The organism is Bacillus litorisediminis (assembly GCF_022808645.1).
Taxonomy (GTDB): domain Bacteria; phylum Bacillota; class Bacilli; order Bacillales; family JC228; genus Bacillus_BF; species Bacillus_BF litorisediminis.
The window spans coordinates 1-23,857 of sequence record NZ_JAKZKT010000015.1 but is presented as its reverse complement, the minus strand read 5'-3'; the positions used below and the strand labels follow the sequence as shown (position 1 = coordinate 23,857).

At 38.9% G+C, this 23,857-nt stretch carries 27 protein-coding genes, 1 pseudogene and 1 riboswitch; of the genes and pseudogenes, 8 read left to right on the top strand and 20 right to left on the bottom strand.

Translation table 11 applies throughout. The features are described 5' to 3' along the window. Positions 1–204 precede the first annotated feature (204 nt). The 3 genes from MLE14_RS09665 to MLE14_RS09655 form a co-directional block, all read right to left on the bottom strand. Positions 205–1,713 (bottom strand): acyl-CoA carboxylase subunit beta, encoded by a 1,509-nt coding sequence (locus MLE14_RS09665; protein ID WP_390628616.1) that lies wholly within the window; start codon positions 1,711–1,713, stop codon positions 205–207. A gap of 84 nt (positions 1,714–1,797) precedes the next feature. Next, positions 1,798–2,007, bottom strand: coding sequence for a biotin/lipoyl-containing protein (locus MLE14_RS09660; RefSeq protein WP_243298163.1), 210 nt, complete (start codon positions 2,005–2,007; stop codon positions 1,798–1,800). A gap of 20 nt (positions 2,008–2,027) precedes the next feature. Next, entirely contained in the window at positions 2,028–3,371 is a 1,344-nt protein-coding gene (locus tag MLE14_RS09655) for an acetyl-CoA carboxylase biotin carboxylase subunit (RefSeq protein WP_243298162.1), read from the bottom strand. 212 nt (positions 3,372–3,583) lie between these two features. Between MLE14_RS09655 and MLE14_RS09650 the strand changes: the two genes are divergently transcribed. Beyond that, positions 3,584–4,048 (top strand): N-acetyltransferase, encoded by a 465-nt coding sequence (locus tag MLE14_RS09650; protein ID WP_243298161.1) that lies wholly within the window; start codon positions 3,584–3,586, stop codon positions 4,046–4,048. Between the two features lie 63 nt (positions 4,049–4,111). Here the strand turns inward: MLE14_RS09650 and MLE14_RS09645 are convergent, their stop codons facing one another. The 4 genes from MLE14_RS09645 to MLE14_RS09630 form a co-directional block, all read right to left on the bottom strand. Continuing rightward, positions 4,112–4,663: an RsfA family transcriptional regulator gene (locus tag MLE14_RS09645; RefSeq protein WP_243298160.1), complete on the bottom strand. Its 552-nt coding sequence runs from the start codon at positions 4,661–4,663 to the stop codon at positions 4,112–4,114. A 108-nt stretch (positions 4,664–4,771) separates the two neighbouring features. Continuing rightward, positions 4,772–5,545 (bottom strand): enoyl-CoA hydratase/isomerase family protein, encoded by a 774-nt coding sequence (locus tag MLE14_RS09640; RefSeq protein ID WP_243298159.1) that lies wholly within the window; start codon positions 5,543–5,545, stop codon positions 4,772–4,774. 458 nt (positions 5,546–6,003) lie between these two features. Continuing rightward, positions 6,004–6,177, bottom strand: coding sequence for a 50S ribosomal protein L32 (gene rpmF / locus MLE14_RS09635; RefSeq protein ID WP_097159476.1), 174 nt, complete (start codon positions 6,175–6,177; stop codon positions 6,004–6,006). A 32-nt stretch (positions 6,178–6,209) separates the two neighbouring features. Continuing rightward, on the bottom strand, positions 6,210–6,743 hold the full coding sequence (locus MLE14_RS09630; protein ID WP_243298158.1) for a YceD family protein: 534 nt from the start codon (positions 6,741–6,743) through the stop codon (positions 6,210–6,212). A gap of 501 nt (positions 6,744–7,244) precedes the next feature. Continuing rightward, a riboswitch (SAM riboswitch) is annotated at positions 7,245–7,355 on the top strand. A 172-nt stretch (positions 7,356–7,527) separates the two neighbouring features. Here MLE14_RS09630 and MLE14_RS09625 point away from each other — a divergent pair. From MLE14_RS09625 to MLE14_RS09610, 4 genes are all read left to right on the top strand, one after another. Then, positions 7,528–7,977, top strand: a complete 450-nt coding sequence (locus tag MLE14_RS09625) for an OsmC family protein (RefSeq protein WP_243298157.1) — start codon at positions 7,528–7,530, stop codon at positions 7,975–7,977. Between the two features lie 106 nt (positions 7,978–8,083). Then, positions 8,084–9,466, top strand: coding sequence for an LLM class flavin-dependent oxidoreductase (locus MLE14_RS09620; RefSeq protein ID WP_243298156.1), 1,383 nt, complete (start codon positions 8,084–8,086; stop codon positions 9,464–9,466). A gap of 82 nt (positions 9,467–9,548) precedes the next feature. Continuing rightward, the gene (locus MLE14_RS09615; RefSeq protein ID WP_243298155.1) at positions 9,549–11,069 is read left to right on the top strand and encodes a sodium:solute symporter family protein; all 1,521 of its coding nucleotides are present in this window, start codon (positions 9,549–9,551) and stop codon (positions 11,067–11,069) included. Between the two features lie 202 nt (positions 11,070–11,271). Further along, entirely contained in the window at positions 11,272–12,495 is a 1,224-nt protein-coding gene (locus MLE14_RS09610) for a nucleotidyltransferase (RefSeq protein WP_243298154.1), read from the top strand. A gap of 10 nt (positions 12,496–12,505) precedes the next feature. Here the strand turns inward: MLE14_RS09610 and MLE14_RS09605 are convergent, their stop codons facing one another. Both MLE14_RS09605 and MLE14_RS09600 read right to left on the bottom strand, forming a co-directional pair. Continuing rightward, positions 12,506–13,528: a SepM family pheromone-processing serine protease gene (locus MLE14_RS09605; protein WP_243298153.1), complete on the bottom strand. Its 1,023-nt coding sequence runs from the start codon at positions 13,526–13,528 to the stop codon at positions 12,506–12,508. After that, positions 13,525–14,313, bottom strand: coding sequence for a patatin-like phospholipase family protein (locus MLE14_RS09600; RefSeq protein WP_243298152.1), 789 nt, complete (start codon positions 14,311–14,313; stop codon positions 13,525–13,527). Before MLE14_RS09600 ends, MLE14_RS09605 begins: the two co-directional genes overlap by 4 nt. A 130-nt stretch (positions 14,314–14,443) precedes the next feature. On the opposite strand from MLE14_RS09600, the gene ylbJ reads away from it, so the two are divergent. Next, positions 14,444–15,700 carry a sporulation integral membrane protein YlbJ gene (gene ylbJ / locus MLE14_RS09595; RefSeq protein ID WP_243298151.1) on the top strand — a complete coding sequence of 419 codons (1,257 nt, stop codon included), beginning with the start codon at positions 14,444–14,446 and terminating at the stop codon, positions 15,698–15,700. A gap of 61 nt (positions 15,701–15,761) precedes the next feature. Here the strand turns inward: ylbJ and coaD are convergent, their stop codons facing one another. The 4 genes from coaD to MLE14_RS09580 form a co-directional block, all read right to left on the bottom strand. After that, positions 15,762–16,244 (bottom strand): pantetheine-phosphate adenylyltransferase, encoded by a 483-nt coding sequence (coaD, locus tag MLE14_RS09590; protein ID WP_243298150.1) that lies wholly within the window; start codon positions 16,242–16,244, stop codon positions 15,762–15,764. Between the two features lie 10 nt (positions 16,245–16,254). Then, a complete protein-coding gene (rsmD, locus tag MLE14_RS09585; protein WP_243298149.1) occupies positions 16,255–16,809 on the bottom strand; it encodes a 16S rRNA (guanine(966)-N(2))-methyltransferase RsmD in 555 nt (184 codons plus the stop codon). An 86-nt stretch (positions 16,810–16,895) separates the two neighbouring features. Further along, positions 16,896–17,021: a hypothetical protein gene (locus MLE14_RS22450; RefSeq protein WP_279326369.1), complete on the bottom strand. Its 126-nt coding sequence runs from the start codon at positions 17,019–17,021 to the stop codon at positions 16,896–16,898. 123 nt (positions 17,022–17,144) lie between these two features. Further along, a complete protein-coding gene (locus MLE14_RS09580; RefSeq protein WP_243298148.1) occupies positions 17,145–18,545 on the bottom strand; it encodes a hypothetical protein in 1,401 nt (466 codons plus the stop codon). Positions 18,546–18,661: 116 nt separating this feature from the next. Between MLE14_RS09580 and MLE14_RS09575 the strand changes: the two genes are divergently transcribed. After that, positions 18,662–19,054 carry a DUF7147 family protein gene (locus MLE14_RS09575; protein WP_243298147.1) on the top strand — a complete coding sequence of 131 codons (393 nt, stop codon included), beginning with the start codon at positions 18,662–18,664 and terminating at the stop codon, positions 19,052–19,054. A 64-nt stretch (positions 19,055–19,118) separates the two neighbouring features. Here the strand turns inward: MLE14_RS09575 and MLE14_RS09570 are convergent, their stop codons facing one another. From MLE14_RS09570 to MLE14_RS09545, 6 genes are all read right to left on the bottom strand, one after another. Further along, the gene (locus MLE14_RS09570) at positions 19,119–19,394 is read right to left on the bottom strand and encodes a YlbG family protein (protein WP_243298146.1); all 276 of its coding nucleotides are present in this window, start codon (positions 19,392–19,394) and stop codon (positions 19,119–19,121) included. Positions 19,395–19,580: 186 nt separating this feature from the next. After that, the gene (locus MLE14_RS09565; RefSeq protein ID WP_243298145.1) at positions 19,581–20,027 is read right to left on the bottom strand and encodes a YlbF family regulator; all 447 of its coding nucleotides are present in this window, start codon (positions 20,025–20,027) and stop codon (positions 19,581–19,583) included. Positions 20,028–20,568: 541 nt separating this feature from the next. Continuing rightward, entirely contained in the window at positions 20,569–20,814 is a 246-nt protein-coding gene (locus MLE14_RS09560) for a YlbE-like family protein (protein ID WP_243298144.1), read from the bottom strand. Between the two features lie 17 nt (positions 20,815–20,831). Continuing rightward, on the bottom strand, positions 20,832–21,239 hold the full coding sequence (locus tag MLE14_RS09555; protein WP_313897745.1) for a YlbD family protein: 408 nt from the start codon (positions 21,237–21,239) through the stop codon (positions 20,832–20,834). A 92-nt stretch (positions 21,240–21,331) separates the two neighbouring features. Then, complete coding sequence (locus MLE14_RS09550) at positions 21,332–22,234, bottom strand: CAP domain-containing protein (protein WP_243298142.1); 903 nt, start codon at positions 22,232–22,234, stop codon at positions 21,332–21,334. Positions 22,235–22,587: 353 nt separating this feature from the next. Next, positions 22,588–23,025, bottom strand: a complete 438-nt coding sequence (locus MLE14_RS09545; RefSeq protein WP_243298141.1) for a CBS domain-containing protein — start codon at positions 23,023–23,025, stop codon at positions 22,588–22,590. A gap of 192 nt (positions 23,026–23,217) precedes the next feature. On the opposite strand from MLE14_RS09545, the gene MLE14_RS09540 reads away from it, so the two are divergent. Next, positions 23,218–23,577, top strand: a complete 360-nt coding sequence (locus MLE14_RS09540) for a YugN family protein (RefSeq protein WP_243298140.1) — start codon at positions 23,218–23,220, stop codon at positions 23,575–23,577. A gap of 109 nt (positions 23,578–23,686) precedes the next feature. On the opposite strand, the pseudogene MLE14_RS09535 reads toward MLE14_RS09540, so the two are convergent. Next, positions 23,687–23,857, bottom strand: a pseudogene (locus tag MLE14_RS09535) (group II intron reverse transcriptase/maturase); the annotation flags it as partial.

Genomic DNA, 23,857 nt, shown 5'->3' with positions numbered 1-23,857 from the left:
ATAAGTAAACTTTTCCTATAATGTTATCAAAAGTAAGTGAGTTTGTACAAAGGAACATTTTGAAAGGGAAGGTCTGAAAAAACACATTTTCATGTTTCTCTCTATGCCTTCCTAATTGCCTCTATTAAGGACATTCTTCCTGTTTCTTATTTCCACATAAAAAACCCCATCTCCTCCTTTGCGAGCTGGGGCCATGTATTCAAATTACACCGGATATACAGCGTGTTTGCGGTCTGTAAAAACAACATCCTTCGTATCGAAATAAGCAAAACGCTTCGATAAAATCTTTCTTAGGTCGTTTGGCTGAACAATCTCATCCACGATTAATTCTGAGGCTAATTTATAAATATCAATACTTTCTTGGTATTCTCTTTGCTTCTCTTGGACAAATGCGATTCTTTCTTTTGGGTCTTCGATTGCTTGTATTTTGTTAGAATAAACGGCATTTACGGCAGCCTCAGGGCCCATTACTGCAATTTGCGCAGTCGGAAGGGCTATGCAGCAGTCAGGTTCAAAGGCTGGGCCGGCCATTGCATATAAACCAGCACCGTAAGCTTTTCTTACAATTACCGATATTTTAGGAACTGTACTTGAACTCATCGCAGCAATTAATTTGGCACCATGCCGAATAATTCCCGCTCGTTCAACTTTTGTGCCAATCATGAACCCGGGTACATCTGCAAGGAATAATAATGGAATATGAAATGCATCGCATAGCTGGATAAAACGGGCTCCCTTATCAGCTGAATCGACGAATAGGACGCCGCCCTTTACTTTGGGCTGATTGGCAATAACCCCTACCACTTTCCCATCAATTCTCGCAAATCCGGTAATCAACTCTTGAGCAAAAAGCTTTTTCATTTCATAAAAGCTGCCATCGTCAATAAGGGCTTCAATACACTCAAACATATCAAATGGCGCATTTTGATTAGCTGGAATCACATCTTCCAGTTCTTTTTTATAGTTTGGTTGGATCGCCTCGATTACTCTTGGCTTTTCCTGATAATTGGCAGGGAAATAGGACAAATATTTTTTCGCTGATTCAATCGCTTCTTCTTCACTATAGGCGAGTACATCTCCTACACCGCTAACAGAACAGTGCATACGTGCTCCGCCCATTTCCTCAAGGGTAACTTTTTCACCGATTACTTTTTCGGCCATGCGCGGTGAACCCAAATACATTGATGCATTTTTATCGACCATGATAACCACGTCACAAAAAGCAGGAATATACGCACCCCCGGCAGCCGATGGCCCAAATAAAATGCATACCTGCGGGACCTTCCCTGAAAGCTTGACCTGATTATGAAAGATTCGGCCTGCACCGCGTCGATTCGGAAACATCTCGAGCTGATCCGTAATTCTTGCTCCAGCAGAATCGACTAAGTAAAGAATAGGAACCTTTAATTTGTCAGCAGTTTCTTGAATTCGGATAATTTTTTCAACCGTTCTGGCACCCCACGAGCCTGCTTTTACTGTTGAATCATTTGCCATAACACAAACGGTCTGGCCATTTATTTTGCCGATGGCGGTAACAACCCCATCTGCAGGAAGATCTCCTGCTTCAAAGTTTGCAAAAAGTCCATCTTCTTCATAGTCTCCATTATCAAATAAAAGATTTAACCGATCCCGGACAAACATTTTATTTTGAGCTTTTAACTTTTCGTGATATTTAGGATCTCCACCCTGTAAAACTTGATTCTGCCTTTCTATTAATTCAGCGGAACTTTTCTTTGTTGTTGTCACTTGCTTTTCCTCCTCTACGAATGATTAAGCACCTGGACCTTAGAAAGGAGTTTACTCAATCGTAATAAGGACATCGCCTTCGTTTACAAAATCACCAGCTTGAACATGCACTTCTTTCACTTTTCCAGCTCCAGTACTTTCAATAGGAATTTCCATTTTCATAGATTCGATCATAATCACTTCTTGGCCTTCCTTAATCATTTCATCTTTTTCAACCAAAACAGTCAAAACTGTTCCGGCCATTGTTGCGGTTACTTGCATTTTCTTTCCTCCTATGTAGGTTATTTTTTTGCGGGTAATAGTGACTGTAAAGATTGGGTCGTGTAGTCTCCCTTTTCAAACCAATCTGACTCAACGATTCTCTGCATTAGCGGAATATTAGTTTTGATCCCTTCTATCACTGTTTCACTGAAAAATGTTCGTGCCTTATCGATACATTCTTTCTTTGTCTCGCCTACTGCGATATATTTAGCAATCAATGGATCGTAAAATGGCGTTACCTGATTTCCTTGCTTATACCCATAATCAAGTCTGCTAGATTCATAATTCCCCCACTTCAAAGTGGTGATGACACCTGGAGATGGCAGTAAAGTATCTGGGTTTTCGGCATAAATTCTAAATTCAATTGCATGGCCATGCTTTCGAATTTCTTTTTGCTTTAAAGGAATTTCTTCTCCATTTGCAATTCTGATTTGCCACTCCACTAAATCAATCCCTGTCAATTCCTCGGTAATGGGATGTTCCACCTGCAATCTTGTATTCATCTCTAAAAAGTAAATATTTTCTTCAGCATCAACAATAAATTCAATCGTTCCAGCATTGACATAGTTTACATATCTCGCCGCTTGAATCGCATACTGGTACAGCTTTTCTTTTGTTTCTTCCCGGAGCATTTGGGCTGGAGTTTCTTCGATGACCTTTTGATTTCTGCGTTGCAAGGAACAATCCCGTTCAAACAGATGGACAGTATTTCCGAAAGAATCTGCTACAATCTGAACTTCGATATGTCGTGCTTTTTCTATATATTTTTCAATAAAGACATCGTCATTTTGAAAATATGCCTTTGCTCTTGTTTTAGTCGAAGAAAATATCTTGTGAAGCTCTTCTTCATTGCGGCAAATAGCTAATCCGACTCCGCCCCCTCCTGCACTCGCCTTTAACATAATCGGAAACTTAATCGTTTTGGCAAATTCTAAAGCTTCTTCAACATCCTTAATGCCCGTTTGGTTACCAGGTACGACAGGGACACCTGCTTCAGACATGACTTTTCTGGCAGCAATTTTTTCCCCCATTAAAGAAATCGTTTCAGGAGAAGGTCCAATCCAGGTAATGTTATGATCCTGGACCGCTTTACAAAAGGCAGCATTTTCGCTTAACAAACCATATCCCGGATGGATGGCATCCACATTTTCTTTAGCTGCAATTTCTAAAATTTTGGCTTGATTTAAATAGGATTTTTGTACAGGACCTTCGCCAACCAAATAGCAATGCGTCGCCTCTTGTACAAAAGGAAGGTCTTTGTCTGCTTCTGAATAAATCGCTACTGTTTCAATTCCTAGCCTGCGTGCGGTTTTGATGATCCTCGAAGCAATTTCTCCACGGTTTGCAATCAAAATTTTTTTCATTTCAATCCCCCTTCGCTGTTAGACCCCTTTACACGCTCCATACCATCAGTTCGACATTGTTTTTCAAAAATCCTTCTTTTTTTGCAATCGCTTACATATTTTTGGCTGGAGAATCTTTCGTAAATATATTGTATAATAAAAATATCAATTATGAGAATCAAGTAAAATCATGAAAGCGGATACCATTAATTGCCGGTAAAGGGGGAGTTTTAGTGAGCTATAAAGTTGAAAGACTGAAAGTTAACTATAAAACATTAGAAGAATTTAAAAAGTTTAAAGAATACGGGATTCAAGAGCTTTCCATGCTTGAGGATCTTCAGGAAAATATTATTGAAAACGATAGTGACTCTCCATTTTATGGGATTTACTTTGCTGACACTCTTGTTGCCCGTATGAGTTTATATCAGGTTGATGCTAAATTTGACCGTTATTTTGAACCTCAGCAAACTTACTTAGAATTATGGAAACTTGAAGTACTCCCTAATTATCAAGGTAAGGGCTATGGTAAAGCACTTGTTGACTTTGCCAAAAGTTTTAACCTTCCCATCAAGACAAATGCAAGAATGAAATCACAAGGCTTTTGGGAGAAAATGGGGTTCCAGGCATTGTCTTACGATATGGCAAGAGATTTAAGTGAAAACCCGCTGGTTTGGCAGCCTGAAGTAAAAAAGCAATAGTACACAAAAATCGATACAAAATATAAAACGAACCTGAAAACGGTTCGTTTTTTTTGGAAGGTATTATGACCCTCTCCCATTTTTGGCTTTTTTCTTGACCACTTCCTCTTCTAGATAAACAAGCTTTCTTGCCTTTTCCATTACCCCAAGTAAAGCTCTATATTCTGAAAGCCAATGATCTCTTTCTTTCTTTAGGGCTTGGTTTTCATTTTCTAATAGACTCACACGTTTATGTAAGTCAGCATGCTGGCTCCTTTCAAGCCATTGTTTCTCTAAATGCTCCAAAGAGATGATAATGTTGCGAATTGGATTCAAGTCTCCATCCTCTGTCTGGTTAACTCTATTTTCTTCAAATCTGCTATTTTTTGTAATTAAACTCTTCTGTTTCTTTAATTCTTTTCGCTGTTTTTTGGCCAGTTCGATCCCAGACTTGTATTGCTTTCTGACAAGTGAGTTCCAGCGAAACCCACATGCAGCTGGTGTTCGGGATAATTTTTTACCTACTTCTTCAAAGGCTTGCAGCTGTGTACCGCCTTCTCGAATATGGCGAAGGACAACTTCGGCGAGAAGTACATCTTCGTCCTTGGTCCAAGCATCCTGCCTAGTAGTTGTCATCGGCACCCCTCCTTTAAAAAATTCATGGATACCTATATATATGCAACTACTAGAATAGATAGACGGATTCAATGCCAGTTTAAATATATTTTATCCATCAACAAGTGATCATTTCGTTTTTCTATTTTTATCTAAAAACAGATGAACCGCCTCATGATGGGCCTCACTTTCCCACAAAACGGAACAATTTTGGGATTCAGTCAGCATCCGCTCTAATAGTGTAGGAAGATTGAATTTTTGTAAAAGCAATTGTTTATAGCTTCTTAACACTTCAGACTGATTGTTAATCATCGAATGACACTCTTTCTCAAAAAACGCAAAGGGATCTTCTGAAAAAAGATTATTAAAAAACCGATCGTTCTGCCAGTCAAAAGCAGTTCTTTTTTCTCCCTTGGCTAACCATTCCAGCGCGATATGAGGCGGAAATTTTTCAAGAAGTAATGTACCGCCGCCCCATCCAGTCGTTATAGCAAGACTTGCTTGGATAAAACCATATTTCCCCTTTTCATTGGCATAGCGAATATCACATGCTGCTGCAATCTCCATGCCGCCGCCAACGGCTGATCCATTGAGCAATCCTACGACTGGAACAGGTAAAGTGGCGAGATCGTATAAGATATGAGTCATCTTTTGCAGCATTTGGAAACTTTGTTTAGCAGTATGCAATGTATGAAATTCACGAAGATCCCCTCCTGAGCAAAATGCTTTTTCACCTTCACCTGTTATAACGAATAAAGCATATTCCCGGTCTTTTTTAATCAGATCACACGCCTCTTTAAGACCCTCCATCACGTTATCATTCACAGCATTGAGCACATGTTCTCTCGTAATAGTAAAAACCAAAACGTTTTTATTTAATCTTTCAATCTTGTAATCCTCCATGTCAGCACCTCGTTTTTGCAATGCTATAATAAATGCTTAAAAAAACCGGTTCCCCCTATCTGATAGGACATAGGTTCCGTTATTTCTCCAAAAAACCTCAGTTTTGCAATCGAATAGGTCATACGATCCGTTATTTGCCAATTTTCATTCACAAATCAATTTTCCCTCCAATAGCGGAACTAGTGTCCTATATTTATGGGAAACCACCGAAATTACAACAAATAACGGAACCTAAGTCCGTCATGAAATGAAGCACGCGTTTTGGGCAAGACGTAACAGAATCACATAGTAAAGCGGAAACGCACATCATCCGGTAACTCCTCTTTACTCAGTACGAATGCCTGTTACACGGAAACTTTTCTTCTCATAGTAAAGGTTTTATGCATTCTTAAAAGAATAATAAAAAAACGCAAAGAGAGTAGTCTAGCAGCCATCTCTTTGCGTTCTTTCATCATTCATTATTTATTAACAACTTCTTTTCCTTTGTATGTTCCGCAAGCTTTACATACGCGGTGAGCTAATTTCATTTCGCCGCAGTTTGGGCATTCTACCATACCAGGGACTTGAAGTTTGAAGTGAGTACGACGTAGTCGTTTTTTAGTTTTAGACGTTCTTCTAAAAGGTACAGCCATTCTTCCCACCTCCTTAAAAGATGTATCAAAAGCTAATCTTGATCCTTGTCAGTTTGAAGGAGCTTGGATAATTCAGCCAAACGCGGATCAATCTTGTCTTTTTTTTGCTTTTCACTGATGAATTCCCAGCCTTGACCTGAAGGATGAAAATCATCTTCATTTTTTGCTTCTTCACTATAAACCTGCATTGGAATTTCTAATACAATTAATTCCACAATGACAGGCGTTAAGTTTAATACATCCCCTTCTAGCAGATGTACTTCGTCCGATTCTTCCTCGCTGTCATATCCATTTGAATTCAATAAAAAAGTTTCCTTTGATTCAATATGGTAAGGATAATGAACATCCTTTAACGTTCTCGAACACGGAAGGGTTAAGGCACCTTCAATCTTTAAATGGAAGGTAATCCTTGAAGAACCTATATCAGCTTTACCTGTCACATGGACAGGCGCAGCCCCTCTAATTTGAGAGTCTACTCTTTTCAGTTCTTCTTCTAAGTCCATTGTTTCATTAAGCTCCAGGCCTTTATCCCGAAGTTTTTGCAACTGATTAATAGACCATTTCAAAATATATCACCTCAAGGCAACAAAGCTTATTATAGCTATCATAAAGTTAAATGTCAATGTTTTTTCTTTACAAGGCTACTTCATAGAAATTACTTCTTGAAACACATCCAGATATAACTTCATGCAGCCTTGCGACGAGCTGAAGGTTATCTTCTTCGAATAGACTATGGCGCAGGAGCACAAGACCACCAAACTTCATCAAGAAGGCGGCGTGCAGCCTTGCGAAGAGCTGAAGATTATCTTTCTCGAATACGCGATAAAGAGCAGGAATTCAGGACTGTTAATTTTCATCTTTGAGGACATTTCCGCTTCAATCTCACCTAAACTAAGCCTGTTTTTTATGTAAACTCTTATCTTTCAACACAGGGAGCAAACACTCTATTAAGCTCATTGTTCGCATTGCTATCATAATTTATACAGTCCAAAAAGAATACGAAAGACCTATAGACGATTTTAAAAATGCTATTTAGAATTAGGTCAAAATTAAATAACAACGCAACACTCTTATACAGAGAGGCGGAGGGACTGGCCCTGTGAAGCCTCGGCAACCTTTGAAATTATTTCAAAAAGGTGCCAATTCCAGCAGATTTGATTAAATCTGAAATATAAGAGGTTCGGTAAAGACACATATTCTTTGTTTAACACGACCTCTTACATCTCGGAAGAGGTCGTTTTTATTTTTATCATGAATCTGACTAGGGGTGATGCCTTTCTGCGCAAGAAAAACAGGCGAGTTTAATGAACAAAACCAACACTATAAAAAAATCGAAGGGAGAAAAGATCGATGAACCTGCAAACATTTAAGGTTAAAGCATCATTAAAAGAAAGTTATTTAGTGGAGACAGAAACGAGAGGCCATAAAGTAATGGTTGACGAGCCGAAAAATTTAGGCGGTACGGATAGAGGAATGAATCCGGTTGAACTCATCCTTTCAGCTTTAGGCGCATGCCAATCTATCGTAGTACAAACCTACGCAAAACAATTTGGCATTGACTTTCAGGATTTTTGGGTTGAAATAACAGGAGAACTTGATTTAGATGGCTTTTTTAACAAAGCAGATGTGCGGCCAGGCATTTCAAATGTTCATTCAACTTTCCATATCACCACAGATACCCCAAACGAAAAGTTAGAAGAGTTCTTCAAGTTTGTTGCCGCGCACTGCCCAGTTGGCGATACCATCGCAAATCCTGTCACTCTCTCTTCTGCCTATGTTGTTGAAAATCGTGTAGAGTAAAATTTTAATATTTTATAAATTTCTTTCAACATGTGTAATCATAAAACCAACTATTCCAATTTGAAAACTAGATATATAACAAAATAAAATGGAGTGATAACTTTCCATGAAAAAACAAATTCATTTAAATGGGTTTATTCAAAACTCCCCTTCCCCCCATTCAACCGGATTATGGAAGCACGAAAAGAATCAGGGACACCAGCATAATCGTTTGTCTTATTGGGTGGAAGTGGCACAAACCTTAGAAAAGGGGAAATTTGATGCCCTCTTTATTGCAGATGTTTTAGGTACTTATAGCGTTTATAAAAAAAGTTACAAACCAGCAGTTGAAAATGCTGTTCAAATTCCTGCTCATGACCCAATGCTTCCCATTTCAGCCATGGCCCTTGCGACTGAACATCTTGGATATGCTGTTACTATTTCAACAACCTATTCTCAGCCGTATGCATTAGCCCGGCAACTATCTACACTTGATCACCTGACAGAGGGAAGAATCGGCTGGAACATTGTCACTTCCTACTTGGAAAGTGAAGCCATTAATCTGGGACTTTCAGGTCGTTTGCCTCACGATCTGCGCTACGACCGGGCAGAAGAGTTTTTAGAAGTCGTGTATAAACTGTGGGAACATAGCTGGGAAAGCGATGCGATTGTCTTTGACCGTGAAAATGAAGTGTTTATTGACCCTGATAAAGTTCATGCGATTCATCATAAAGGAGAATTTTTTTCTGTTCCAGGTCCGCATTTACTGGAACCATCACCCCAGCGGACTCCCGTTCTCTTCCAGGCGGGGTCTTCTCCAAAGGGCAGAAGATTCGCGGCACAACATGCAGAAGCCGTTTTTACAAAAAATCATTCACTTGATGGCTTAAAAGCCTACACCGAGGATATTCGAAAACTTGCTAAGGAATATGGAAGAGATCCAAAGCAAATTTTAATCTTCCCATTAATATTGCCGATCGTCGGATCTACAGAAGAAGAAGCTTACACCAAATATGAGGACCTTAAAAACCATGTCAGCTATGAAGGAACCCTTGCCCTCTTATCCGGACATACAGGCATCGATTTTTCGGCCTATGATCCAGATCAGTATATAAAAGACATGAAAACAGAAGCCGTTCAAGGTAATTTAGATCTTTATGCCAAGGATCCAAATAAAAAATGGACATTGCGGGAAGCCGTCCTTAATCATGGGCTGGGGAATGGAACGGTTAAATTTATTGGCACTCCAGAACAAATCGCAGACAAAATAGAAGAATGGGCGATTGAGGGAGACGCTGATGGTTTTAATATTGCACAAACTTATTCGCCAGGAACCTTTCGGGAATTTGTTGATTATGTAGTCCCCGAACTGCAAAAACGCGGAATCTATCGAGAGGAATACGAAGCCAAAACATTACGAGAGAATATGTTTGGCAAAGGTGCTGTTTATTTGCCTGATCATCATCCAGCTAAAAAGCTCAATATCTTCAGCGAACAATCATTCATCTGATGCAATTCACAATTCCTAAATATTTACATTCAATTAAGCAAGTAAAAATTCAACTTCATTTCATCTTAGGAGGGAAGGGAAAATGACCGAACTCGAAATCTATATTTGGGCAGGAGTTTCTCTATTTATGGCGGTTATGCTGGCTTTAGGATTTATCAGCAGCAGAGGAATGAAAAGCGTAAGCGACTTCGCGATTGGCGGCGGACAATTGGGACCTTATTTGCTGGGATTATCTTTTGCGGCAACATATTTAAGTGCTGCCGCATTTCTAGGATATCCCGGCTGGTCCTATGAATGGGGATACTCCAACCTATGGCTGTTTTTGGCCATTTTGGGCGGAGGTCCTATCGGTGCACTGATGGCAGCGAAAAAGGTAAGAAAAATCAATTCCTTTCAAAAATCCCTTTCTCTCTCTGATTGGTTAGGAGATTTCTATAAGAGTGATATTTTACGGGTTGGAACCGGGATCATCTTGCTGTTTAACATTTTCTATATTGCTGCCCAATTTGTTGCCGGAGCAAGAATTTTTGAATATTTACTCGGAATGTCCTACAGCAGTGCTTTAATTTTAAATGCAGCGATCGTGATTATTTATGTATTCGCCGGCGGCACATTAGCTGATGTCTATACAGATGCTGTTCAAGTAGTGCTAATGGCAATTGCGGGTATATTTGTATTTGTTTCAGGTATCGTTCTTTTTTGGGAGGGAAGCATTACAAATACATTTGCAGCCATTACAGCGAAATTAAATGCACAGGACCCCCATTTAACTCATGTATTTAATCCAGAGTCTGCCTATTTTAATTCAATCACTGCTGTAATTGGAGCGATCCTTATTCAATGGGCATTTGCCGTCTCAGCTCCACATCTTTTTAATAAGGTATTAGGTTTAAAAAAAGAAAAAGATGTTGGGAAAATGATTTTGGTCTATGTTGTAACTATGATCTGTTGTGTAGTCGTGTTTTTTGGCGGGATTTATAGCCGAGTGGCTCTTGGCGATCGTATTCCAATGAGTGATATGGCCCTGATGGAATATATTGTACAAGTGTTTCCTGCCATTTTAGCTGCATTTATGGTTGTTGTCATATTAGCAGCAGCTTTATCTACAACAGATGGATTATTTGTTTCCATCTCTACCATTTTCGCCAATGACATTTTTCTAAAAGTACTGGTTAAAAGAGGGATTATTAAAACTAGCCGTGAAAAAGCCGAACGGGTCGCCCTGCAGATTAGCCGTCTGTCTGTAATTGGCGTTGGGATCCTTGCCTTTCTGATTGTATTAAAACCGCCTCAATACATGGGAGACATTATGTGGATCGGGATTTCCGGTGTAGCAGCCGGTACCGTAGGACCTGTATTATATGCGATCTACGGAAAGAAAAAAGCATCGCCCAGAGCAGCTGAACTTTCTATGGTAATTGGATTATTGTCCTATCTTCTCCTCTATTTTAGCGGTTGGGAAACAAGTACAATGGCGGCCGGTGCGTGGGCTACCCTGATTGGGATCGGTGTTATGTTCTTCTCGGCTCAGATTTTAAAAGCTCCTGAATCAAACAAGAACGTTGATGATAAAATCTCAGTTAACGAATATAAGGCAAAATAATAAAGGGTGAAATGATATGTTGATAAATCCAATGCTTTCCATTTGGTTTTTTGGATCTCTATTCTTTATGCTTATCATCGGATTTTCATTGTGGAAATTTTACTTTAAAGATTGAAAATGTTTTGGCGCCTGTGCGTACGGTTATATATAATCGAATAAAAGATATAATTTGACCCCATATCAGGATCTTACGGAGGAAACCATGAGAAGTGCCGGTGTAATTGTGGAATACAATCCGTTTCACAACGGACATTTATTCCATTTAAATGAAACTAAAAAAATAACAAATGCGGATGTCATTATTGCAGTCATGAGCGGAAACTTCCTTCAGCGGGGAGAACCTGCTCTTGTATCAAAATGGGCGCGAACCAAAATGGCTCTGCGGGCAGGGATTGATATTGTGGTTGAGCTCCCTTACCAGTTTGCCACGCAACATTCTGAAATATTTGCGAATGGAGCGATTTCAATCCTTGAAGCCCTCCGATGTGATGCCTTCGCATTCGGCAGCGAGTCAGGGAATATTGATAGTTTTATCCATACGATTAAAATGGTAGAGAAAAAAGATCATCTGCTTCAATCTTCTATTCATGAAGAAGTAAAAAAAGGGTCCAGTTATCCAAAATCAGTGGCCGCTGCCTATGCAGCTGCGTTAGAAGGAGAAAATACATTGGAACTCTCCAGGCCAAATAACATTTTAGGATTTCATTATATTAAGGCACTGCGGGAGCAAAAAGGGAAAATGGAAGCCTTCACGATTTCCCGCAAAAATGCTCAATATCATGATGAACACTTTGCGTCCGCCACCATTGCGAGTGCAACAAGCATCCGGAAACATATTTTTGAAAGTCCAAACAAAAACACAGAGGGTGTTTCTCAATATGTTCCTTCCACTACATTTGAAGAATTGCTGAGCTATCATAGTGAAACAGGTATTTTTCATAGCTGGGAGCTGTATTGGCCATTTCTTCAGTACCGTATTCAAACAGCATCTTATGAGGAGCTCAGTCACATTTATGAAATTGAGGAAGGGATTGAATATCGCATAAAAGATACATCCGCCAAGAGTTCCAGCTTCCATGAATTTATGAAAAAATTGAAAACAAAAAGATATACATGGACCCGACTGCAGCGAATGTGTGTTCATATATTAACCAATACCTTAAAAGATGAAATGTCGAAACATAATCGGCTTGCTTCATATATTAGACTGCTGGGTATGAGTGAAAAAGGACAACAGTATCTTAATGTACATAAAAAACAGCTGGAACTCCCTCTAATTGCCAATGTCAAAAAAGAACACGCAGGTTTACTGCAGCTCGATCTAAGAGCAGCTAAAGTATATAATCTTCCCTTGCAGCACAAGAATACCAGAATTTTGCTGCAAGATTATTTACAGCATCCTGTTTTACTAAAAGAAGGTGAATAGCCTTTAGCAGCTATTCACCTTCTGGTTCCAGTTTTTCCAAGAACTGTATGGCATCTTCAAATGATTCGACCGGAACTATTTTCATATCCGAATTGATTTGTTCTTTCACTTTGATTGCTTCTTCATAATTGGATGATCCTTTTATCTTCATACTAGGCGCAAAAAAGATATCTACCCCTTTGTTATCCGCTGCCACAATTTTATGTTCAATTCCGCCAATTGGCAGTACTTTTCCATCTTCTGTAATTTCACCTGTTCCTGCAATTTCATAACCTTTTGTCCAGTCCTCTTCTGTAAGCTGGTTATAAATTTCAAGACTAAACATTAGTCCGGCAGATGGCCCCCCGATCGAACCCGAATTAATTTCAACAGGAGGGTCCGTAATAACCTCATAGTCATCAACGAGTTGAATTCCAAAACCACGCTGATCAGGTTTTTCAGGAAATGGGGCTGTCTCAATTTCAGCAGTTTTGGTTTCACCCTCGCGAATAAAAGTAATCGTGATTGGATCCGTTGCATCTTTAACGTAGCTGGCAAATTCGTCTGATGACTCGAACTCTAGGTCATCAACTTTGATGATTTGATCACCTGGCTTTAATACCTCTTCTGCAGGCATACCTTCTATAATATCTAAAACATAAATCCCATGATATTCATTTTTGACAGGAATTCCTGCATACTCATAAGCTGTATGTATTGCACTATACTTGGAATGATCCATTAAAAAAAATTGAAGCTTATCGAATTCTTCTTGAGTCTCTCCCTCTTCTAGAACATCCTCCTGAGGAACAATTTCATAAAATGGCCTAATCTGAGCCCATAGGTAAATGAAAATATTAGGCTCTAATCGGCTGACAGTGGTTAGCATAAAACTTCCTTCTTCCCTGTCAGCTGCCCCCTCTACTTCTATCAATGGTTTCAGTTCTGTAGCCGATCCTGGCCGATACACATAATAAGGGAGTTTATAAAATGATAAGATCATAACGATGATAAATACAGCGATTAATAGTCTCTTAAACGTTTTACGGCTCATACGTGTCGTTTCCTCCAGCGATCGATTAGTTCCATTAGATTTGGTAATTGTTGTCTTGCTGCTTCTTCTCCTATGTTAATGATTTCTTCGATATTTGTAAACGCTCGGCCACTATACATCTCCACATTTGGCTTAATCATGAGGTCAGAGGTCTTTTCTCTGTGTCTACCGATTTCCATTTGCATAATATCGTAGCTCTGCATGATGACATCATAAATGGTCGTGACATCTTCATTCATTTTTACACTCGAGACATCCACCCCAATTACAAGATCAGCACCCATTTCTTTGACAACGGAAACGGGAACACGATCAACGACTCCTCCATCTACTAAAAGTCTGCCCTGATATCTTTCGGGGACAAAAATTCCGGGGATCGCAATACTGGCCCTCACTGCTTCAGCAATCGGCCCCTGTTTGAAAATAACTTTTTCGCCTGTTTTAATATCTGTTGCGACCACTGCAACAGGAATCGGCAAATCTTCTAAATTCATATGATGGGTAAACAAGCGAATAAATTCCTTGATTCTCTTACCGGCGATAAACCCCATTTTAGGAACGGTGAAATCAAGGTAATACTTTCTCCTAAAAGCCTTTGAGAGTGAATAAAGTCTCTCCATTGAGTGGCCAGCACTATAAAAACAGGCAATGATTGAACCCATACTGCTACCGGCTAAAAAATGAATAGGAATTCCTTCCTGCTCCAAGATTTTTAGCACGCCTAAATGAGCAAAGCCCCTTGCCCCGCCTGAGCCTAAAGCAATCCCGATTTTTGGATCTTTCAAGGGTATCCCCCCAACCTGTACAAGACAGAAGGTCTATTTCTTTTTTTTCAAGAGTATATTAGTATAGGCGCTCAAATAGACAAGTTGTATTTCGCCATATACCTATCTTTATGCTTTAGTCTAAGGCAACATGATAGGCAATGCCGACCAGGGAGGGAAATTCCAGTTGCTTAATCGATCCAAGTTAAAGACATTAGTTCTCGCTTTATCTGTTACATTAATGGCTATATCATTAATTGTATTTCCAGAGGAAGCCTTCGAAGCCTCCATTCGCGGATTGAATATGTGGTGGGAAATTGTTTTCCCTTCTTTACTTCCATTCTTTATTATTTCTGAGATGCTGATTGGATTAGGCGTCGTTAAGTTTATAGGAGTGTTATTAGAACCATTTATGAGGCCGCTTTTTCGAGTCCCGGGCGTTGGCGGTTTTGTTTGGGCTATGGGAATGGCATCAGGAAACCCCGCTGGAGCCAAGTTATCCGCAAGACTAAGACAGGAAAAACAAATTACAAGAATTGAAGCTGAAAGACTGGCTTCTTTTACCAATTGCTCAAATCCCCTGTTTATTTTTGGGGCCGTGTCGGTCGGTTTTTTTAATAATCCGAGACTGGGGATCATATTAGCAGCCGCTCATTATTTAGGGAATTTCTTCGTTGGACTTGTGATGAGATACCATGGCAGAAAAGAAGAAAGAGGCGGATATAGAAAGGAAAGAAGAAGAGTTTCAATCCGAAAAGCCTTAAGAGCCCTTCATCGGACAAGAATCAGCGATAAAAGACCACTTGGTCAAATTCTAGGAGATGCCGTGATTTCTTCGATTCAAACGTTACTCATGATTGGCGGCTTTATTATACTTTTCTCGGTCGTTAATAAATTGCTATTCCATTTACATATTACATCTGCTATCTCTTTTGTATTTAATCAATTATTTTCTCTGTTCCAGTTACCTAAAGAAATGAGCATTCCATTTATCTCCGGTTTGTTTGAAATAACATTAGGCAGCCAAATGATGAGTCAGATTCAGGAATCTTCCGTTTTACAGCAGGCTATCCTGGTAAGTTTTATTTTGGCATTTGCCGGCTTTAGCATTCAGGCACAAGTAGCCAGTATTTTCGCACAAACAGATATCCGTTTTAAGCCTTTCTTTATTGCTCGACTTTTACAGGGCATTTTTGCTGCTTTAATTACCATTATCCTGTGGAACCCTCTCTATAAGGGGGTTGTTCAAAAACACCCGAGTGAATCCATACCTGTCTACGGAGAATCCCAGTCTGTCTGGAACGAAATGCTATTGTCCCTAAAGCAAATGGGTCCATTATTAACGATTTTGGCTCTCAGTCTATCTTGCCTGATATTACTTGGACGAATTAGAAAAACTAGAGGTTAGTTATCGATTCTCAGGGCTAAAAATCAATGAGGGACTGTCATTCAGACAATCCCTCATATGCCTAACTCTTATATTTTTCCATTAACGCCATTTCGACTGGCGAAGGTACCAATTCTGAAATATTTCCTCCGTATTTTGCAACTTCTTTCACTATACTTGAACTTAAAAAAGAGTATTGACTTTTCGTCATAATAAAAAAGGTTTCCAATTCATCGTACAAGACCTTATTCATAGAAGTAATCTGCATTTCGTATTCAAAATCTGATACTGCCCTTAAGCCTCTGATAATGGCATGTGCACGGACCTTTTTGGCATATTCCACTAATAACCCCTGGAACGAATCTACTTTTACATTAGGAATATCCTTTGTTACTTCCTTGATTAATTCCATTCTTTCTTCAACTGAAAACAATGGCTGTTTGGATGCATTATTCAAAACGCATACATAAACCTCTTCAAACACCTTTGCTCCACGAGTAATAATATCCAAATGTCCGTATGTAATCGGATCAAATGTACCTGGACAAACTGCGATTTTTCCCATTTTCTTCCCCCTATAGTCGCTTTTGAAAAATTGTAACCCCTATCATCCCATACTCTTCTCTTTTCCAAATCGAAAATTGAGAGGTATCGGATAGTACATCTTTAGCATCATGTTCACATAAAATCATGCCAGATTCTTTTAATAAATTGAGATTTTCAATTTGTTCAACTAACTCCATATGGTTCCTTAACTTATAGGGCGGATCGAGCATAATTAAATCAAATTGAAGCTCTCTTTTTGCACAGGCTTTTAAGGCTCTTTTTGCATCCGCTTTATAGATTTCCACCTTTTCCTCACTGATTCGAAGAGCAGAGATATTTTCTTTAATAATTTGAATCGATTTTCCATTATGATCTACAAAAATACAACGGTCTAATCCTCTTGAAAGTGCTTCTATACCAAGACCTCCGCTGCCGGCGAAAAGGTCAAGTCCTAAGCCGCCATTAAAAAATGGCCCAATCCTATGAAAGACTGCTTCTTTCACTTTATCAGTAGTAGGTCTGGTATTCATCCCAGGAACAGCTTTTAAAGTATGCCCCTTATAGGTGCCTGCAATAACCCTCATAGTTGCCCCCTCTTTTAGTTCACGTCCTTCCTTATCCTACCATAATCCATTAAAAGGATGCTACTTATTTTCAGTCCGTTTTCATCTCAGTGCTCTACATCTCTTTTCTCCATTTTAAGTGTATAATGCTTCCTTTTTTGGACCATACTGATAGTAACAACATCTAGACGAGATGTTGTTGCCAACCGCGGAGAAGACTTACGTTTCCCCATAAGTTCTTCCTCCGGTTTCTCCTCTCCCTTTGCCTTCGGGTCCTCTTTTTGATAGAGGATATAGAAGGACCCTGCAGAACAAATGTCTGCAGGGCTTTTTTTATTTACAAAAATCATATTTTCTTATGGCAGATCCTTCAGACGAATCGAATCTTCATCCATTATAATTTCAAGTGTAAATAATCTTCTTAACCAGCCTTCTTCCATAAATAACTCATTATTGAAATACGTAAGTGGGTTTTGCGTAAGTACATATCTGCTGTCATTTTCAAAAATATAAGGCTGGTCAGTATAAAACTGAAAGATATGACTCTCTTTTTTGATCTCAACTAATTTTTCTTTTGGTACCTGGTTTACTTCATACCCAATCAGGTCCATCGTTTCCAAAAGAGGGTAATATCTAAGACCTTTATCAATTAATGTCAGTATTTCCTTTTCACTTTTATTCATTCCAGTCACTGGTCTTGGATCAAAAAATAAAAGCTCTCCCTTTTTTCCTTTTTCAAAATGGTCTGTGAAAAAGGTTGTTTTAAGTCCTTTAATTTTAAAAATCCTCTCATCTAACCAGGCTGGAGTGATTGTTTTGGCAAAATGGGATTTTACATCCGATTGAAGCTTTTCCCTTTCAGTTTCTGTTAGCTTATTAAGCAGCTCTTGATAGACAGATTTAGGCTGGATTTCCTCTCCTACTATAATAGAAGCAATTAAGCTTAAAAAAGATGGATCCAATGAATCATCAACCAAAAAGCTTTCTTTTATATAGGTTCTGATTAGTATTGCCTTCAGTGCTTCGCTGGTTGTCGTACTAGGGACAATCAGTAAACCTTTTTTATAATAAGCTGGAGATAAATCACTATAAACAATATTCCATTGACCGAATTGCGGGAAGCTCTGAGCCCATTTTTCGACTTCCGATTTTTCTATGGCCACGCCACTGCCAGACCCAAAAAATTGAATGGGTCCGATTGAACCGATTGGTAAAGGCTCTTCCGATCTAAATAATGGGATACTGCCTGTCTCAGATTGAAATTGAAAATAAGCAATTGTTTCCTCTTGAGTATATCCAGATGAAGGAGCAGCTGATGTCCAAAATCCTTTAAATGGAATAGGTTCAACAATTTCAACTGTGGTCTTGCTAATTTTTTCATCTGGGAATTGAACCCACTTATTTAATAAGAAGGATTTTCTTTCCAATGGAACTATGTACTGAAATTTTGCCGAATCAGTCTTTTCTAATATATTGTAATCCAGAGAGCAAGGCTGGTTTTCTTCATCAAAACAATGAAATTCCTGAACTCCATCTGGGACTGTCAGATTGAGCGTTTTCCCATTGATTCCGGAGATCTGCTGCTCTACTATTAAATTGCTTTGTTCCCTGGAAATGGATATGGTTTGGACTAATTCCGCTTCTTGAGTTTGGCCTGTTTCACTAGCTGAATTCTTATAATCAAACCACTGCATATAAAGAAATACGCCTACAAGAAAAAGACATAAGATCGTCAGACCAATAAAAAACCTCTTCATTTGCATGTTTCTCCTTATATCAGTACACTAGGCTTGCCTCAGTTTGACCCAGTTTTCACTTCAAGTTTGTATCAACCCATGTTAAAGTATGAATAGTTGTGAGAGGAGGTACTTTGATGAATCAAAGATTTATTGAATTAGGCGAAGGCTATTCAGACATATTTGAGTTACGGGAAATTATCGAAAGAAACCAAGATCGGCTTGAACATTTACTCCTTTTAAAAACAGAAATAAACGGAAAAAGCCGTTGTTCATTTGTCGTTATTTTAAAACCAACACCTACTGGAGATTTCCAGCCTCTCTATATGTGCAGAGAAGGGATCCCTTATGAAGAAAACAAGCCAAGCCAGCGGATCCAATTATTTCAAGAAACCGCTGAAAAAGCTAATAAGGAAATTATCGAGCTGCAGGTTAAATCGTCTAAAAGCTTTGCGGATGAAAAGCTCTACTATCAATATTTAATCGGAATTTTACGGATGAATCGATATATTCTACCTTTGAACTGGTAAACGGGAGCTCCCATGTTCCAGAGACTGCGAAAAAGGCTTCGAAAATCGAAGCCTTTTTTATACTTTAAAATCCTATTTTATAGTCGTATTCTTTTGCTTTATCCGGTTTCTTATTTTCATAATGAGTTTTTATCATGGATTTATATGAATGCTCCACTTTTCTGACGAATGGATATGCATGAAGCTGGTTTTCCACCCACTCACTTTCCTCCATAGAACAGTATAAAACAGCGTATTTTAACCGCTTTGATATATAATGAACATTCCCGAGTCTTCTTAGCTGTTTAGCTTGTTTTAATGAGGACAACCACACAATAAAACCTTGACGCTCTGTAATCATAATGACTCCTCTGCCGCATTTCTTTTTAATTAGTCTAGCATAATGTCCTATAAATGAGCAATATAGTAAGTGTATTATAAAGAAATCTCATAAGGATAGGCGAGATTTTAGGCGGATGACAGAGGGATGGCTGCACTTATGCTTTCTTACAATGAAAAAACTTGCACCTTTAAACAGTGCAAGTTTTTAAGCGGAACAGCTGCAGCTTCCACCGCTTCCGCAGCCCCCTCCGCAACCGCTCCCGCTTTCAAAGAACGGGTTGCCTGTAGGGACTTTAATATGTTTGGAAACTGATTGTCCAATAATGACGCTGACTTCGTCAAGCATCGTTTGAAAGCTAAGTTCTGCCCTTCGAAATTCTGCGACACGGTCATCAAGATCCATATCTCGTTTTGCCTCACGGACCTCTTTCATGACCCATTTATAATCGGGATGATATTTCCCAAATCTCTGAACCTCTTCATAACGTTCCTTGAGGTCAGTAAATCTCTTTATTTTGGCTTGTGAAACAGGATGATTCTTCATTTTAATATAAGTGCTCTTATATTCTTCAGCTAAATCAGATTGAAGAATCATTTCTGCTAACTGTTCTGCATGCTCGACTACTAATACTTTCTCTAAAGTATTAATCAAGAGGCCTCACCTCCACTTATAATAGTAACATGAATCGAGTGAGATTGAAAATAAGAGAAAATTAAGGGATAAGGACTGTAAAGCTCTTTTCTTTTATGCCTAAGGACTGATTGTCCTGGCCGACCACTTTTAAAGTAACCGTATGCTGTCCTTTCGGGATATCTTTTAAAATAAATGCAGCCCTGTGATAGTCTGTTTTTTTCTTGCCATTTATATACACAGCTAATTTTGCCCATTTTTTCTCACTTTTGCAAATGTAACATGAGGTATATAGCATTCAATGTAGAGTTGTCCATTTTTTACAAAATGCTGAACCTGCCATTCATCAGAACTTATAGCCTGAGACGATATGGTTTGGCTGACTGAAATGATTCTTTGCTGTTTGTCAATTTCGGGTTCGGGAATCTGACTGTTGAAGCCCATTAAGTTTCCAATCAAGCAAGTCCAAAGGAAGACAGATACAATACTTTGTGTAAAAATAAAAATACCCCCTTTTAAAGTTATCGTTTGCATGGACGCAAATAAATAACCAAAAAAGGGGCTATGAATTTTGAGATTGGTTCATGGCCTGAAACATACTCATCATCATAGTGGCCATCTGCACACTTTGCGAAAACTGTTCCACTTTATGAGGAATGGTTTTTCTAAAATAATGAAGGGCCGATATTTCAAAGGTTTCCCAATCATTTGGATTACGGGATAGTTTTCGATACCACATTGGCTGTTCCCGCAAAAAACGAATCCAATCTGGATTTTGTCTTATCAACTCATATAAGTCTGAACGCAAAATGGGGTTCCTCCCTTTTAATCTTTTCTAAAAGAAAAGGGATTGGCAGGCTGAGACTGATTCTGATTCGATTTGTTACGTCCATTTGCCTGAAATTGTGAGAGTATGCCTTGTACCGCTCCAATTGCTTCACTTAAGGAAGAAAGATGGTGCTGAATTTGATTGGGATCCATGTTTTTTACATTGTTCCATATTTGCATGAGAAAATCTGAACTGCTGTTTTTTTTAGTTTCTTGTTCTGTGCCATCCTCGGACTTATCGGAATTCCATCGGGAGTCTTCTTCCCCTAATAAATACCATTCTTCATAAAGATCTTGCCAAGTGGTTTTTCCATCTCGTACCTCTTTTATTAGATGAGGATGTTTCTTAACAAATTCTTTAAATTCCTGAACAGAAGGGTAAAGCTTTTTTCCCAAGTTACTCACCTCTTATAGGCATTTCCCACGATATTATATGATACTTTCTTAGAAAAGGTGATTTGGCCATAAATTTATGAAAAAAAAATAGAGACAGCTCCCTATTGTTCACTGTCTCCCGTTTCCTCATTTTCAACATCCCAAGATCTCTTTATATAGTTTTGTGTGTAGTACTTACGGTAAACACCAACACCTAAATGAGTAAATTCCTCTTCTAGCATTGTCTCACGATGGCCTTTACTGTTAATCCACCCTTCAATCACTGCTCCAGCGTCCACATATTGTGCGGCAATATTCTCACCGGCCATTTCAAATGCAACATCACGAACCTCTAACCGATCCTTTAATTCCCCATATTCAGGAGATGTGTGTGAAAAATATTCGTTGTCATGCATATCTTTACTATGTTCATAAGCAACTACAGCAGTAACTGGATCCCACTCTAATGCAGGCAGTCCAAAACGTTCTCGAATAACGTTGGTCATATCAAAAATTTGCTTTTCAATTGCTTCAGTTGCTGCGCTCCAACTATCTTCTTCAAGCGGAGGTATTTCATGAAGGGTTCCTCGATAAACCAAATCATATGGCCTAAGCTTTATTAAAGTTTCAGCGTCCATAAAACGGATACTTGAGAGCTTTTCTGTAAATTTATCAAAATATAACTGAACGAAAATATCTCCGATTGGAATCAGAGGGCGAATGTTCAAATCCTCTTCAGTCAGTTCAAATTGATAGGTGGTTCCGTCATAGTCCAGTTGAATATCGGTTGAAAGAGTAGCTAATTTAAAGATATCCTGAATAGGCTGACCAATCTCAAAAGGCTTAACATTGATGTCTTCCCCAATAATGTAAGCTGTCACAACCTTTTGATCCTCAATCCCCACTTGGAAATAATCCCCAGAATTTCCTTTGTATACCCACCAATCATAACCGTATAAAGAAGGCTCTATTCGATCTGGTGACCCGAATGTGTCCCTTACTGTTTCCGAATCCTTGCCAATCAAAGTCGCGATCCCTTGATCAGGCATCGGCAGTTCAAAAGGAGGCCCGGTTTGTTCTACATCTTGGATGTTTTCATTACTAATGTTTCCCTCTTCCTGAATAAGTGGTTCTTCAGGTGTAAAAGAATAATTAAAATAAATGCTAATGACAAAAAATGCACTAAAAATAATGAGGACTTTAAATAAAAAACGCAGTTCTATCTTCCCTCCTCTCTTCTATTAAACAAGAGGCTTTCTTTCTCCTATCATATGTTTTGAATTCTAGATTTATTATATCATTTTTGCCAATTCAAATAATAGAAATAAGGGGTGGAAAATAGAAATTGTACAGATTTATCAGTACTTTTGAATTTTTTCTATTGGAGGTAAGTAGTTTCGGTATGCTCCGATATTTCTGTTAATGCTTCCTCAGCCTCATGGTCAAATGAAGGTTGAAGGGCTACATCCCCTAATGCTAAAATGCCTACTAGTTTCTTATTCTCAACTACAGGAATACGCCGAACCTGATTCTCTTTCATTAGCTGAATAGCCTCATCTATTGAAGCATCAGGATTAATCGTAACTAGCTTATCAGACATAATATTTTCAACTTTAGTAGAACCAGGGTGCTTCTCCGCTACACCTCTTATGACAATATCTCTGTCCGTAATCATTCCTGCCAATTGCTGTTCATTATTGACTATAGGAATGGCCCCGACATTTAATTCTTTCATTTTTACAGCTACCTCATAAACATTATCGAGTAGGGTACAATAAGCTACATCTTTAGTCATCAGATCTTTTACCTTTTTCATAAGACTACCTCTCACTTCCCCTATATTATTTATATCCTTATGGTTGCCTTTACTATCATTTTTATGCGATAAACGAGGGCAAACATGGCAAAGTTGTGAACTTTTGCTACAGCGTTGCAAGACAGAAAGGATTCGTCTATTATTAAAATTGGAATAATATGCAGGTATACGCAGTTTGAGGAGGTATCAGCTATGAAATTTGAAAATACAGGAATTGAAAACCTAAAGGCAGATTTAACGAGACTTGACTCAACAATGGATGATTATGGTCTATTCAGAGGTGACCAGTGGGATTATGAACGGGTTTCTTATGACCGCAAATTTGAAATGAAAGAAGGTACATATTATTTGCGCGTTCAAGGGTATGCTGTCGAAGGAGATGTCGGCGGCCGCCATGCGATTATCCAGCTCATGACTCCAATCCTTGGCAAGCATTACTACCCGCACGGAGTGGAGTATGGCGATGATGAGCATTATCCAGATTCACTCGTAAGTCAATGTGAAAAAATCCTCAGTCAGCTAAAAGAAGAAATTCAGCAATTTGCACTTTAATCATTTTTGTTCTAATCGAGTAGGAGGGGGTGACTAACCCCCGACCTCTCACACCACCGTACGTACCGTTCGGTATACGGCGGTTCAATTATGATGATTGACGCAAAAATTAATATCGTTCCGCTAGACTTCTCAACCCTCGATTTCTCCAATAGGAGTTATGGAGGGTTTTGTTTAAGATTGGACTACAAGCGATTCTCCAGTATTTCTTCCGAGAATTCCCCCATTCGTATGCTTTATGTGGTGGAACCCCTAAGGTAATCAGTCTTTTAATCCTCGT